The 14,027-nt window shown below is 58.6% G+C and carries 13 protein-coding genes; 7 read left to right on the top strand and 6 right to left on the bottom strand.

Features of this window, described 5'->3' with window-relative positions:
• Positions 1-801 precede the first annotated feature (801 nt).
• Complete coding sequence (locus ACQY1J_RS18010; RefSeq protein ID WP_092661172.1) at positions 802-3,531, top strand: beta strand repeat-containing protein; 2,730 nt, start codon at positions 802-804, stop codon at positions 3,529-3,531.
• A 120-nt stretch (positions 3,532-3,651) separates the two neighbouring features.
• On the opposite strand, the gene glf is transcribed toward ACQY1J_RS18010, so the two are convergent.
• From glf to motA, 5 genes are all read right to left on the bottom strand, one after another.
• The gene (gene glf, locus ACQY1J_RS18005; RefSeq protein WP_113166201.1) at positions 3,652-4,803 is read right to left on the bottom strand and encodes a UDP-galactopyranose mutase; all 1,152 of its coding nucleotides are present in this window, start codon (positions 4,801-4,803) and stop codon (positions 3,652-3,654) included.
• 225 nt (positions 4,804-5,028) lie between these two features.
• Positions 5,029-6,066, bottom strand: a complete 1,038-nt coding sequence (fliG, locus tag ACQY1J_RS18000; RefSeq protein WP_062453820.1) for a flagellar motor switch protein FliG — start codon at positions 6,064-6,066, stop codon at positions 5,029-5,031.
• Positions 6,067-6,094: 28 nt separating this feature from the next.
• On the bottom strand, positions 6,095-6,691 hold the full coding sequence (fliN, locus tag ACQY1J_RS17995; protein WP_062453819.1) for a flagellar motor switch protein FliN: 597 nt from the start codon (positions 6,689-6,691) through the stop codon (positions 6,095-6,097).
• 55 nt (positions 6,692-6,746) lie between these two features.
• Positions 6,747-7,685, bottom strand: a complete 939-nt coding sequence (locus ACQY1J_RS17990) for a FliM/FliN family flagellar motor switch protein (RefSeq protein WP_092661176.1) — start codon at positions 7,683-7,685, stop codon at positions 6,747-6,749.
• 2 nt (positions 7,686-7,687) lie between these two features.
• Positions 7,688-8,560 carry a flagellar motor stator protein MotA gene (gene motA, locus ACQY1J_RS17985; RefSeq protein ID WP_062453817.1) on the bottom strand — a complete coding sequence of 291 codons (873 nt, stop codon included), beginning with the start codon at positions 8,558-8,560 and terminating at the stop codon, positions 7,688-7,690.
• Positions 8,561-8,765: 205 nt separating this feature from the next.
• Between motA and flgF the strand changes: the two genes are divergently transcribed.
• From flgF to ACQY1J_RS17970, 3 genes are read left to right on the top strand one after another with little or no spacing between them, the layout of a single operon-like run.
• Entirely contained in the window at positions 8,766-9,500 is a 735-nt protein-coding gene (flgF, locus tag ACQY1J_RS17980; protein ID WP_062453816.1) for a flagellar basal-body rod protein FlgF, read from the top strand.
• An 18-nt stretch (positions 9,501-9,518) separates the two neighbouring features.
• Positions 9,519-10,910: a flagellar protein export ATPase FliI gene (gene fliI, locus ACQY1J_RS17975; protein ID WP_062453815.1), complete on the top strand. Its 1,392-nt coding sequence runs from the start codon at positions 9,519-9,521 to the stop codon at positions 10,908-10,910.
• A 12-nt stretch (positions 10,911-10,922) separates the two neighbouring features.
• A complete protein-coding gene (locus tag ACQY1J_RS17970; protein WP_062579093.1) occupies positions 10,923-11,468 on the top strand; it encodes a hypothetical protein in 546 nt (181 codons plus the stop codon).
• Between the two features lie 142 nt (positions 11,469-11,610).
• Here the strand turns inward: ACQY1J_RS17970 and ACQY1J_RS17965 are convergent, their stop codons facing one another.
• Complete coding sequence (locus ACQY1J_RS17965; RefSeq protein WP_062453813.1) at positions 11,611-12,576, bottom strand: flagellin; 966 nt, start codon at positions 12,574-12,576, stop codon at positions 11,611-11,613.
• Between the two features lie 297 nt (positions 12,577-12,873).
• Between ACQY1J_RS17965 and flgB the strand changes: the two genes are divergently transcribed.
• Genes flgB through ACQY1J_RS17950 form a run of 3 tightly spaced genes read left to right on the top strand, consistent with a single transcriptional unit; the run spans position 12,874 to position 14,023 of the window.
• Positions 12,874-13,263 carry a flagellar basal body rod protein FlgB gene (gene flgB / locus ACQY1J_RS17960; protein WP_062453812.1) on the top strand — a complete coding sequence of 130 codons (390 nt, stop codon included), beginning with the start codon at positions 12,874-12,876 and terminating at the stop codon, positions 13,261-13,263.
• Positions 13,264-13,268: 5 nt separating this feature from the next.
• The gene (gene flgC / locus ACQY1J_RS17955; protein WP_062453811.1) at positions 13,269-13,682 is read left to right on the top strand and encodes a flagellar basal body rod protein FlgC; all 414 of its coding nucleotides are present in this window, start codon (positions 13,269-13,271) and stop codon (positions 13,680-13,682) included.
• Positions 13,683-13,684: 2 nt separating this feature from the next.
• Positions 13,685-14,023 carry a flagellar hook-basal body complex protein FliE gene (locus ACQY1J_RS17950; RefSeq protein WP_062453810.1) on the top strand — a complete coding sequence of 113 codons (339 nt, stop codon included), beginning with the start codon at positions 13,685-13,687 and terminating at the stop codon, positions 14,021-14,023.
• Positions 14,024-14,027 lie beyond the last annotated feature (4 nt).

Raw genomic sequence — 14,027 nt, 5'->3', positions numbered from 1 at the left:
ACGATTGACGCACTCCACGCGTCTTATCCTTGTAATTATCGGGGTTAGCTTGCGTCGGGCTTGTTATTGCGGTCGCGAAGCAGGGTGAGGGCAATCCAGACGTGCAGTGGCGCGCGCGACGATGTCGCGTACTACGTGATAAGATTATCCAGGACCTTTGCTCCAGAGGACGGTCGTCTTATGCAGCATGTCCATGTATGTCACATCGCTTAATTCTCCGACGAAATAGCAGAAGAATAAACGTGGTTGGTGCAGTAGCCGTTAGTATTGGAGAAAGCGCCTGAGTTTTTTCGCAGCAGCGCCTGATATCTGTTCTCCAACCTTAAGAGCTGCGATCTCTCGGTCCATATGGGTAACCGTATTTGTAGTGGATGCATTTTTAATAAAAATAAGCTGTGGCCAAGTGACTTTGGTAATTCATGAATTTCGAATCTATCATGCCTACCAACTGTTCTTGTTCGCAGCAGCGGAAAGCTCCAGGCATCGCTGGATTAACCCAACAATGTGTGGGACGGAGCGCCAACACTTTATGCCTGTGCCCTTGTTAAGCCTCATTTAAGAATTTTCGGCTAAATATTTTAGGGCGCGAAAACAGCGTTCAAGTTTTCGCACAAGTGAGCGTGGGAAATCCGAGCTATGTTCTGGCTCGAATTGCATGATGCCTTTCCGACGCCAAGGTTCACGTGAGCCATGTCCCCTTTTGTTTCGCTGTATTTGCGCAAGGTCGGATTGCCGCCAGGTGTGTGGGTGTCTGACGGCAGATAGGCGTGACCTCTCGTTAACGACATCAAGGACACGTCCATGACCACGATCATCTCTTCCCTATCCAATACGCAGATTTCCAAACTATCGACGACCACGATCGCGGGATTGACCTCGGAAGATGTCGATGCTTTGAGCAGTGCTCAAATCAAATCCCTCACCTCATCGCAGATTGCCGCCCTAACGACCGACGGCCTAGCTCGCTTCGATTCAGCGGATATGAGCGCCATTTCGGTAAAGTCACTTGCGGGCTTGAGCCTCGATCAGATCCAAATTCTCAGCTCTGCACAGCTCGATGGATTCTCCACCGCTCAGGTGGCAGGTCTGTACAGCAGCCAGGTTGCTGAGCTCTCAACTGCGCAAATCGGGTCTCTTGATAGCACGCAGATCGTCGCAATCAGCAAGAGTGCGATCGCTGGCCTGGATGTTGCCAAGCTCAGCACCGACAATGTCGCAGTTCTTAGCTCCACGCAGGTTGCAGCGCTTTCAGCGACGCAATTCGGCGGTTTGTCTTCCGATCAGGTGACGGCGCTGACCAGCACGCAAGTCGCCGGTCTGAGCTCCGCTCAGGTAGGGACCCTGGACTCTGCAGAAATAGCATTGTTCTCCACCGACGAAATTGCGGCCATCAGTATCAAGGCTCTCGGTGGCCTCTCCGCTGACGCAATCGCCGGCCTCACCACCGGCAGCACCGAAGCCCTGACCACGACACAGGTCGCAGGACTTTCTTCGACCCAGCTTGCCGCCCTGTCTTCGGGCCAGCTCGCGACCTTCTCGTCTGACGATATGGCTGCGATCAGCAAAAAGGCTCTTGCCGGGCTGGATGTTACCAAGCTCAGCACGGACAATATCGCAGCTCTCAGCTCGACTCAGATTGCTGCGCTGTCGGCCACGCAATTCGGCAGTCTGTCTTCCGATCAGTTGACGGTGCTGAGCACCACGCAGATCGCCGGTCTGAGCTCCGCCCAGGTAGGGACCTTGGACTCCACAGAAATTGCATTGTTCTCGACCGACGAAATTGCTGCCATCAGTGCCAAAGCTCTCGGTGGCCTCTCCGCTGACGCAATCGCCGGTCTCGGCACAGGCGGTGCGGAAGCCCTGACCACGACACAGGTTGCAGGACTTTCTTCGACCCAGCTTGCCGCCTTGTCCTCGAGCCAGCTCGCGACCTTCTCGTCCGACGATATGGCTGCGATCAGCAAGAAGGCGATCGGTGGCTTGGATCTTACCAAGCTCAGCACGGCAAATGTCGCGGCTCTGAGCTCGACGCAGGTTGCAGCTCTGTCAGCAACGCAGTTCGGCACTATGTCTTCCGATCAGGTGACAGCGCTGACCAGCACGCAGATCGCCGGTCTGAGCTCCGCTCAGGTAGGGACCTTGGACTCTGCAGAAATTGCATTGTTCTCCACCGACGAAATTGCTGCCATCAGCGCGAAGGCTCTTGCTGGCCTCGCCGCTGACGCAGTCGCCGGTCTCGGCACAGGCAGCGCGGAAGCCCTGACCACGACGCAGGTTGCAGGACTTTCGTCGACCCAGCTTGCCGCCCTGTCTTCGGGCCAGCTCGCGACCTTCTCGTCTGACGATATGGCTGCGATCAGCAAAAAGGCGATCGGTGGCTTGGATGTTACCAAGCTGAGCACGGACAATATTGCGGCTCTGAGCTCGACGCAGATTGCAGCACTGACATCCACCCAGTTCGGCGCTATGTCTTCCGATCAGGTGACAGCGCTGACCAGCACGCAGATCGCCGGTCTGAGCTCCGCTCAGATTGGAACTCTGGATTCGACTGAGATTGCACTGTTCTCGACTGACGAAATTGCTGCCATCAGCGCCAAGGCTCTTGCTGGCCTCTCCGCTGACGCAATCGCCGGTCTTGGCACAGGCGGCGCGGAAGCCCTCACCACGACACAGGTCGCAGGACTTTCGTCGACCCAGCTTGCCGCCTTGTCCTCGAGCCAGCTCGCGACCTTCTCGTCCGACGATATGGCTGCGATCAGCAAGAAGGCGATCGGTGGCTTGGATCTTACCAAGCTCAGCACGGCAAATGTCGCGGCTCTGAGCTCGACGCAGGTTGCAGCTCTGACAGCCACGCAGTTCAGCGCTATGTCTTCCGATCAGGTGACAGCGCTGACCAGCACGCAGATCGCTGGTCTGAGCTCCGCCCAGGTAGGAACTCTGGACTCGACAGAAATTGCGCTGTTCTCCACCGACGAAATTGCGGCCATCAGCGCCAAGGCTCTTGCCGGCCTTTCCTCTGACGCAATCGCCGGTCTCACGACAGCCAATGCGGAAGCTCTGACCTCGACACAGGTTGCGGGACTTTCGTCGACCCAGCTTGCCGCCTTGTCCTCGGGCCAGCTCGCGACCTTCTCGACCACCGATATTGCTGCGATCAGCAAAAAGGCGATCGGTGGCTTGGATGTTACCAAGCTGAGCACGGACAATATTGCGGCTCTGAGCTCGACACAGGTTGCAGCACTGACATCCACCCAGTTCAGCGCTATGTCTTCCGATCAGGTGACAGCGCTGACCAGCACGCAGATCGCTGGTCTGAGCTCCGCCCAGGTAGGTACGCTGGACGCCACAGAGCTCGGATTGTTCTCCACCGACGAGATCTCTGCTATTGGCCTGAAGGCGGTCGCCGGCTTCTCCACGGACGCACTCGCCGGTCTCGACAGCACCCACATGGCTGCATTGTCGTCATCGCAGCTTCAGGCACTGAACACTGCACAGGTTGAGGCCGTTATTGCAGCGTACAAAACCTACTGATTGCGACTAACGGGGAGACCACAGACTCTCTGGTCTTCCCGGCACTCTCTAAACGAAGTTGGGGCGCGGTTTATAACCGCGCCCCAACTGTTAGACACATGGTTGTCTCTGACGATCTCTCTACGGATTAACGAAAAACGCTCCGAGCGCGCCTTTCCCCTGCAGGGCGTTGATATAGGCGTCCCCCGTGTCCAGGGCCTCGCGGATCGTCACGTCCATGTCGAGGTAACGATAGGTGCCGAGCCTGCCGACGAATGTCACGTTCTGCTGCGTCCGGGCCAGCTCGACATAGCGCTCGAGCAGGGCCTTTTCGTCGGCCATGCGGACCGGATAGTAGGGGATGTCGCTTGGTCCGCAGGCGCGCGAATATTCCCGGTAGCAGATGCTCTTCTCATGGGTTTCCCAAGGCGAGAAATGTTTGTGCTCGGTAATGCGGGTATAGGGAATGTCGAGATCGCCGTAGTTCATCACGGCGCAGCCCTGGTAGTCGCCGTTATAGCTGAAGCGGTCGAAATCCAGCGTCCGATAGCCTAGCCGACCCAGTTCGAAGTCGAAGTAACCGTCAAGCGGTCCCGAATAGAAGACATGGTCGAATGACGCGGCATCTGGCCGGGTGAAACGGGTCCCGAGCCTGACCTCGATGCGCTCGTGATTGAGAATGCGTTCAACCATTTCCGTATAGCCGTTCTCAGGCATGCCCTGAAAACGATGGAAAAAGTAGTTGTCGTCATAGTTGAAACGGACGGGCAGACGCTTCAAAATGCTGGCCGGCAGCTGGCTTGGCTCGCAGCCCCATTGCTTGACCGTGTAGCCCTTCAGGAACGCCTCATAGAGATCACGGCCGACGAATTTCAAAGCCTGCTCTTCGAACGTCTTCGGCTCACCGATGGACGTATCGGCCAGCGACGCGATGAACTCTCTTGCCTCGTCGGGTCGCAGCGTCTTGCCGAAGAACTGGTTGATCGTGTGCAGGTTGATCGGCAGCAGGAACACGCGCCCGCCACTGGTCGTCTTCACGCGGTTGACATAGGGCATGAAGGTCTGGAACCGGTTAACATAATCCCAGACCGGCTCATCGTCGGTATGAAAGATGTGCGGTCCGTAGACATGCACCATCACGCCCGTATCGCTGTCACGCTCGGTAAAACAGTTGCCGGCGATGTGGGCGCGCTCGTCGAGAACGACAGCGGAATGACCGGCCTCCGCAAGTTTCCTGGCGATGACGGCGCCCGACAATCCGGCTCCGACCAGCAATATGCGCTTATTCGACATCGATCTCTCCCAGTGGCATTCAGCATGTCGGCCCACGAAAGCGCGACATCTCCCCATACTCGTCCAGCTCGGCGAGCGCGAAAGCCTTAACCGATTCGCGGCGCTGCGAGCATAGTTTCCATCGTGTCCCGGCTATGCTTGACCGCATCCGAGATGGCGAAGGATAACAAAATGCCCGCACGAGGCGGGCATTTCGGTGTTGGATGCGTCCGGCAGCGGAGGCAATCAGGCCGCTTCGCTTGCCGGTGCTTCTTTTTCCTTGAGTTCGATCTGGCCGGAATTGGCAAGCCGGATCGCTTCCTGCGAGATCGCGCGGCGGGCAAGCGCCACTTCGCGCGGGTTGATCGTACCGCCGGCGGCAAGATCCGATTCGACCATGCGGCGCTGGCGTGGGCTGAGGCAGACGAGCACGGATTCGCGCATCGGTGCCGACGAACCTTTCAGCGCCATCGTCAGGATGTCGCCCGCGATATCGTTGAGCAGGATGACACGGCTGCGCTGCGGCATGACCATGAGATCTTCGAACAGGAAGATCTTCGGCCGAACCTTCTGGGCTGCTTCCTGGCTGACCTGTTCCAGTGATTCGAGCAGGGAATCGACCTGCGGCTTTTCGAGCTGGTTCATCAGGTCTGCGACCTTGACCGGGCCGGTCGAGTTCCGCTCGGCATCGATTTCGTTGACGAGATCGGCGATCCGCTTTTCGATGATCTGCACCGCCTGCGGATTGACGTTCTTCAGGTTCACCGCACGCTTCATGATGTCGGCACGCAGGCTTTCCGGCAGTTCGACCAGGATCTTCGCACCAAAGGCGGAAGGCAGCATCGAAAGGATGTAGGCGATCGTCTGCGGATGTTCGCGGCCGAGATACTTGCAGATGAAAACCGGATCGGCGTCCTGAAGACGGTCCCAGAGACTGTCCTCGTAGGTCTGGAACGCGGTGCGTCTGCCGAGCAGTCCGTCGACCTCTTCCGGCGTTAGGCCTTCGTCGAGAATCTTTTCCATCGCCATGGCGTTGTCCATCAAACCTGTTCCCTCGGTGAACAGGTCTTCGAACTCGTTGACGAGAGTGGTCAGTTCGTCTGGCGGAATGGCGCGCAGGCTCTGCGCGGAGGCAATGATTGTCTGCAGTTCGGCTTGGGTAAAATACTTCAGCAGCTTACCTGCAACGCCCGTTCCCATTGCGAGCAGAACCGCAGCCGCTTTCTCTGCCTGAGAAAGCGGCTGGCCGGGCAGGTTGTCACTAAAGGTATCGAAGTCCATCATGGGCTTGTCCTAAAACGCTAAATTCATTTTAGCTCTTGGGAGCTCCTGACAATTCAGTGAGCTTTACGCCGAAGCGTGTATCGTCGTCTTCGAGAAGCGTGATTTCGCCGCGGGCGATCAGGCGACCGTTCACGGTGATATCGACCGGCTCGCCGATTTTCTTGTCGAGCGTGATCGTCGTGCCTTCCTTGAGGCTCATCAGACCCTTGACCGGCATGCGGCTTGAACCGAGCACGATCTGGACATCGATCGGAATGTCCAAGATGAGGTCATGATTGGCCTCGAGGCTTTCGCCGTGCGTGTCGGATCCGAAGCTCGGCATCGCACTTGCGCCGCCACCAAAGCTGCTGGCTCCGAAGTCGGACTTGCCAAGGTCGCCACCACCAAAGTCGCTGCCGCCGAAATCGGTCGAGCCAAAGTCGCTCGTTCCGAAATCCGTCGAACCGAAGCTGTCGCTGCCGAAATCGGAGGCCGGTGACGCGAACGGATCGGCCGACAGCAGCGTGCCGTCCTCGTCCGCCTTCAATGCGCCACGCAGGTCGTCGATCGCGTGTTCCAGATCCAGGCTGCTCGAGGCGATCGGATCTTCGGTCAGTTCGTTTTTGACGGTCGTTTTTCTAGCCATGATCTATTATCCACATCGAAACTTGTCTGAAGCTGCCGGGCGCGGAAGCGCCGCGTCAATTATCGAGAATTTTTTTGAGTATATTGCCGTCTGGAGAGACGTTGGATTTTATCTTTACGGAATAGCTGTCGCCGGACCGGCCGAACTCGCAGCGGTAGATCAGTTTCCCGTTCGCATCCATATCGACCCCAATGTCGCCGATGTCTTCGAACGGTATGGTATCACCAGGCTTCAATCTGGCAATTGAGCCAAGCTTGAGCGGCGTGAGCTTGATGCGCGCGCAAAGATCGATCTGCGAGCGCAGCACGTGATCGGCAACGGCCTCGGCCGGCCCCGGAAGACTGTTTGCCAGTTGTCCGGAAGGACGGGTGATCGTCGTCTTCAGCAACACGCTTTGCGGAATGACGATCACGACCTCACCCGTCAGCGATCCAAGCTTGACCTGAAGCCGGACCGCGGCTGCGAAACAGTCGGGGATCTCCAGCGACTGCCGGGCGTAGTCGGTGATCGGATAGCATGGCGACAGCACCGGCTCGAACTCTCCCTTGGGGCCGAGGCCGAGGCGAAGCACGCCCGCGATCCGCGAAACGAGCAGCGATGCGATATCGCCCTCGATAGACGTCAACGTGCGCGTGTCATCAGAAGGCTGGTCAGTATCGCCGAGCAGCTGCGCGATCATGGCGATCGGCAGGCTGTTCCGGGTGGCGATCACGAAATGGGTACACCAGTTGCGCTGACTGGCGCTGACAAGCGTGTAACCCGAGCCAAGCCCCGCGATGACCTGAGAGCGCAGACCGGAGACGTGGCCGGCATACTCGACGCCGATGTCGAGCTGCATTTCCTCTTGGACGACATCGCCGAGAAGCTGGCATTGCAGGGCCGCAACATCGCTGCAGCAATGGGCAATCGTCTTCACGTCACCCAGGCTGCCTGTCAGCCGCGCAAGGACGATCGGGTCAATCGGCTTAGTGACTTCGCTCGACGGATTGTTCATCGTTAGGCCGCCTTGCTCTCACCACCGGGGTTCATCATCTCCTGCTCGACGGCGTCGATCGAAGGACGATCGCCGTTGCCGATGGTCTTGCGACCGTATTCGAGAGCGACCTGCGGTACGGAGCCGTTCATGTAGGCGATGAGCGTCTGCTTGACGATCGTGTAGAGGCGATGCTGCTTTGTGCGGACGACCTTGATCTGCGAGGTCAGCGGATTGCAAACGCAGTAGGAGAGAATGATACCGAGCATAGTGCCGACCAGTGCGGCGCCGATCAGTCCGCCCAGGACCTCAGGCGACTCGTTGATCTTGCCCATGGCCTTGATGACACCGAGAACGGCGGCGACGATACCGATGGCCGGGAAGGAGTCTCCCATTGCGGTAATCGCATGATAGGGCTTGAGCTTGTCCGACAGCATCGTCTCCAGCTCTTCGTCCATCAGCGCCTCGATCTCGTGGCTGCGGGCGTTGCCGATGATGATCAGGCGAACATAGTCGCAGATGAACACGGTCAGCTGCTTGTTTTTCAGAACCGTCGGAGCCGTCTGGAAGATCGACGATTCCTGCGGGTTGTCGATATGCGCTTCGATCTCGTTGCGCGGCTTGGTTCTGAGGTCGCGCATCAGTGCGTAGAGAACGCCGAGGATGTCGAGATATTCGCGCTCCTTGGGAACCGCGAACTTGAAGGCTTCACCCAGTGCCTTGCCGCTGTCTTTCACGACCTTGATCGGGTTGGCCATGATAAAGCCGCCCAGGCCTGCGCCGCCGATGATCACCAGCTCGAAAGGCTGGAACAGAACATTGAGATGGCCGCCCATGGCCATGAAGCCACCAAGCACGCAGCCAATAGTGATTATGAAACCCACAATGATCATCATTTTGATGTGTATCCGCCGTCATTAATGCAGCGGAACATCTAGGCGGGTAGCCTTGCGTGAAGCTGGCTATCGCGGCCTCTCCGCCGTTTCGCACTTTCGATCAGCTTCACACAAGCAACCCCTGTTTGAATGCGCACGAAGGCCGGTTCAGGCCGCTCGGCGATTCCTCGATGGTAGGAGCCGCTTCATCTCAGGAGATCCATCGATGCAATCTGGTATTTATGTTGGCCTGTCGGCCCAAATGGCGCTTGAGCGGCGGTTGACGACCGTCGCGGACAACATGGCCAACATGAACACCGTCGGCTTCCGGGCGACCGAAGTAAAGTTCGACCAGATGCTCGCCAAGATCGACAACAACATCTCCGCGTCGGTCTCCTTCGTGTCGCAGGGCAACGACTACCTCTCCACGAGATCGGGAGAACTGCAGCAGACCGGCAACCCTCTCGACTTTGCGGTCAAGGGTGACGCATGGATGGCGATCGATACGCCGGCGGGCCAGGTCTTGACCCGTGACGGACGCTTCACCATGGCAGACACGGGCGAACTCCAGTCGATCCGGGGCTATCCGGTTCTCGATGCCGGAGGTGGCGCCATCCAGCTCGACCGCAACGGCGGCCCGCCCTCGGTCGGCACCGATGGCCGCATCATGCAGGACGGCAGGATTGTCGCTTCGCTGGGTCTCTTCCAGGCCGATCTTTCCAAGGGCTATCTGCGCTATGAAAACAGCGGCGTCCTGCCGTCGTCACCGGCACAGCCGGTCGTCGACAACAGCGACGTCGGCGTCATGCAGGGCTTTATCGAGCAGTCGAACGTCAACGGCATCGGCCAGATGACCGAGCTGATTTCGATCAGCCGCAATTTTGAAAGCATTTCCTCGCTTCTCAGCTCCACAGACAGCAGCTTCACCGAGGCCATCAAGACCTTGGGCGGTAGCCAGTAAGCCGGAAAACGATCCCTCATGACCGCAAGTCAGACAGTTCACGGCCCGGCAAACAAGCTCGATCTCTTGGCAGCCCTTGTTGGGCGCCACACCGGGCCGGCCTTTGCGTTTGCACCGGGCGGCGTGGTCACCGCAATTTCCGCGACCTATTACACCGTCAGCGGCCTTTCGAAACATGTCAGGCTGGGCGACTTCGTCGAGCATTGCAGCAGTGTTGGTACGCATCTCGGCCAGGTGATCAAGGTCGAGTCCGACCAGGTTCATATCTGCCCGATCGAACCGGGCGAGCCGATCGGCATCCGTGACAGTGTTCTGCGCATCGGTGAGTTCAAGGTATCCCCGCATGACAGCTGGTGTGGTCGCGCCATCGATGCGCTGTGCCGGCCGATCGACGACCGCGGCCCGCTCGTGCAGGGCGACGTGGCGCGGTCGATCATGAGTACCGCGCCGCCATCCATGTCCCGCCGTCGCGTCGAGGAAGGTTTCCGTACCGGCGTCAAGGCGATCGATATCTTCACGCCGCTCTGCTTCGGCCAGCGTCTCGGCATTTTCGCAGGCTCCGGCGTCGGCAAGTCGACGCTCCTGTCGATGATGGCCGGCGCCGATGCGTTCGACCGCGTCGTGATTGCCCTCGTCGGGGAACGCGGCCGCGAGGTGCGCGAATTCATCGAAGACACGATGGGCGAGAACATGAAGAAATCGATCGCCGTGGTGGCCACGAGCGATGAAAGCCCAATGCTGCGCAAGATGGCGCCGCTGATCGCCATGACTATTGCCGAACACTTTCGCGACAAGGGCGAAAACGTGCTGTTCATCGCAGACAGCGTGACGCGCTTTGCGCATGCGGTGCGTGAAGTCGCGATCGCCGGCGGCGAGTTGCCGATTTCGCGCGGCTATCCGGCTTCGGTGTTTACCGAACTGCCCAAACTGCTGGAACGGGCAGGGCCGGGCCTCGAAGACAGCGGCACGATCACCGCCATCATTTCCGTCCTCGTCGACGGCGATAACCACAACGATCCGGTCTCCGACTCCGCCCGCGGCATTCTCGACGGGCACATTGTGCTGGAGCGCGGTCTCGCCGACGAAGGTCGCTACCCGCCGATCAATCCCCTGTCGTCGATCTCGCGTCTCGCCCGAAAAGCCTGGACGCCCGACCAGGAGAAACTGGTCATGCGGTTGAAAACACTGATGCATCGCTTCGAGGAAACCCGCGATCTGCGCCTGATCGGTGGCTACCGGCAAGGGACCGATGCCGATCTCGACATGGCGGTGAGGCAGGTGCCCGCGATCTATGAAGTGCTGAAGCAGACGCCCGGCGACAAGCGCGTTGCCGACGCCTACGCGGAGCTGGCCATCGCGCTGCGCAATGTCGCGGCCCAAGGCCAGATGCCGGCTCTCAAGAGGGGTTGATGAGGATTGGGGATGAAATTCACGCAACGGCAGAAACTGGCAAAACGCTTCAAGAAGAAGTCGGACGAAAAGACCACGGCGGCAGACATCACGCTGAAGGGCGGCACGTTGTTGCTCGCCGTCGCCGCCGCCATGTTCCCGTGGTACGTCTTCCTCAACGAAGATAAGTTCGGCGTCAACGTTTCGGGTTGGGAGCAACTGCGCGACCTGCGCAGCTTCCGTCAGCGCGACGTGGTCGAAGTACCGCCGATGTCGGTGGCCCGCAGACCGCCCGAGGACCCGACCGACCTGCTTGTAACGGCAACAGTTCCCAAGGCGGGCTCGGCCGATGCGAAGGGCGAGGACACGGGCACTCAGCAGCCGTTCCCTGGACGCTCTAGCTTCCGTCTTCTTCACGTCGCCAACGGACGCGCGATGATCGAGGACGATCGGGGAATGTACATTGTTCAGACGGGTTCGGTCCTGCCGGACAACAGCCGTCTGGCCGCGCTTACCCAGAAGAACGGCAAATGGGTGATCGTCACCTCCACCGGAGAAATGTACGAGAGCGCCCAGTAAGCAACTGGCAGCACAGCAAAAAGCTTCGGCACGTCCGTACGCTGCCCATCAAAGCTGATCCAGCTTTGATGGGGTCAGTCCACCGGCGTCCGAGGCTTTTTATTGCGATAATTTCAGAGCCGTGGCGCTGAAGAAGGCCGCCCTACCTAAAGAGGGTCGCGAGGCTCTGCAGATGGGTATTGGCCATGCCGAGGATCTGGGACGAAAGCTCCTGCTGGGCCTGATAGGCGCTGACCTTGGTCGACTCCGCCTCCATGTCCGCATCGATGAGGTGCGAGATGCTCTTGTCAAACACGTCCGCCAGGCTCGAAACGAAGCTCGACTGGGTATCGATCCGGTTCGACATCGTCCCAAGCGTTGAACCGAGCGTCGTCAGCTTCTGCTGAATGTAGTTCATGACGTTGATCATGTCGTCGATGTCTTCGGACGTCGTCTCGTCGGTCAGTTCGATCGGCGAACCATCCGTGGCGATCTCCGACCCTGCGTCCAGCAGATAATACTGTTTGCCCGAGCCGGTTCCGTTCGAGGCAAGAGTACTCGGATCGATCGAGCTCGTAAGAAGCCCGCGGTTTGCATCGCCGGTATCGATCAGCGTGGAATTGCTTGCATCGAATGTCGCGTAGGACAGCGATACTGAACCCGACACACTGCGCTGGAAATAGGCCGGAACGGTTTTCGCGCCAGCGTCGGCCTCCGACGAGTTGTAAAGCCAGTTGTCACTCCCGAACGATGCGGATTTGATCAGTGATGAGAGGCTGGCCTTGAGATCGCTGATTGTGGCGTTGACGGCGCTCTGGTCGACACCGTCTTCCTTGGCGGTGGTCAGGTTGGCCACGATCTGGTCGGCAATATCGATCGACGATTCGACAGCGGAATAGGCGGCATCGACCTTTGCGGCGCCAAGACCGAGCGCATCGTTCACGCTGCTCAGAATTTTCGTGTCCGACGTCATCGAATTTGCGACCGACCAGTAGCTCGCATTATCCGCCGGGGAATTGATCTTGTAGCCGCTGGAGGTACGCTTCTGTGCCTCTTCCAGCGAATCACTGGTGAACAGCAGAGTCTGCAACGCACTCTGGATATAGCTGACGGAAATAGCGTCGGACATCAGGCATGATCCTTGAAAACTAAGGGATTTTGCCAAAACATCTGGCTGCGATCGAATGGCTTCATGCCCGCCTGGTCGAAGACGCAGGCCCATCGCTTTTGCAGCAATTTGTAAGCTTATGTTTAACAGAAAGTTAATTAGGCCTCAACGGTCGACCCGCAAAACCTCGTGCAACGGGTCCGCACCCACGCAGCATTCATCTTTGTTGCCGGGCTCGCCGCGGGTCTGCGGGCATCAGCACAAGTCCCACGCAAGTTTCTAATCTTACTCCTTTGTCGAGAAGACGGAGAAGACGTGATGCAACAGATCCAATTGTTTGAGCTTGCCTCCAGGCAGGCGGAGTGGCTGTCGATCCGGCAACAAGTCGTCAGCACCAACATCGCCAACGCGAATACACCACAATACCGGGCACAGGACGTGACGCCGTTCCAATCGGTACTCGACGCCTCGAACATCCCGATGGCGCGCACCAATTCGGCCCATTTCGCCAGCGTCGGCCTTGGCTCGGACAATGTCGACGTCAGGGACGAAGATCTCAACAACGAGATCGGCAACCAGGAGTCGGGCAACACGGTTGCTGTTGCCAGCGAACTCTCCAAGAGCGGGGAGATCAAGCGCCAGTACGAGCTGAATACGCAGCTGGTGAAGGCGTTCCACAACATGATGTTGACCGCAGTCGGCAAGTGAGCCCAATGGATCCTTTATCAGCAGCCCTCAAGATTTCTGGCAGCGGCATGGAAGCGGAAGCGACCAGGCTCCGCATCGTGTCGGAAAACATCGCCAACGCCCGCACCACCGGCGATACGCCGGGTGCCGATCCCTATCGCCGCAAGACGGTGACGTTCGGCGCCGAACTCGACCGGGCAACAGGGGTCAGGACCGTCGGCGTCCAGAAGATCGGTGTCGACAAGGGTGACTTCGTTGAAGAACTCGACCCCAGCAATCCGGCAGCGGACGCAAACGGCGTCGTCAAGATGCCGAACGTCAACATGCTGATCGAAATGGCAGACCTGCGTGAAGCAAACCGCAGCTACGAGGCAAATCTCCAGAGCATTCGCCAGTCCCGCGATCTGATCTCGGCGACCATCGATCTCTTGAAAGGTTAAAGATGATCAATCCTATTGAGGGCCTTGGCCTGTTCACAAAGCAGACCGACGGCGTCTCCGGCGACAATACGGCAGCAAATGTTCTCGGCACCGCGGTCAACGCGGCAACGACGGCCGTTGCAGGACCGGGCTTCGGTGATGTCCTGGGCAGCATGGCAACAGACGCGATCAACGCCGTCAAGGGCGGTGAAACTGCATCGTTTGCCGGCATCCAGGGCAAGGCGAACACGCGTGAAGTGGTCGATGCCGTTCTCCAGGCCGAACAGGCGCTGAAGACTGCGACGGCGTTCCGCGACAAGATCGTGTCCGCCTACCTCGACATCACCAAGATGCAGATCTAGAGAC

Source organism: Neorhizobium sp. DAR64860/K0K1, assembly GCF_050500205.1.
GTDB classification, from domain to species: Bacteria; Pseudomonadota; Alphaproteobacteria; order Rhizobiales; family Rhizobiaceae; genus Neorhizobium; species Neorhizobium soli.
The sequence above is the reverse complement of the archived record's forward strand: the minus strand, read 5'-3'. Positions and strand labels throughout refer to the sequence as shown.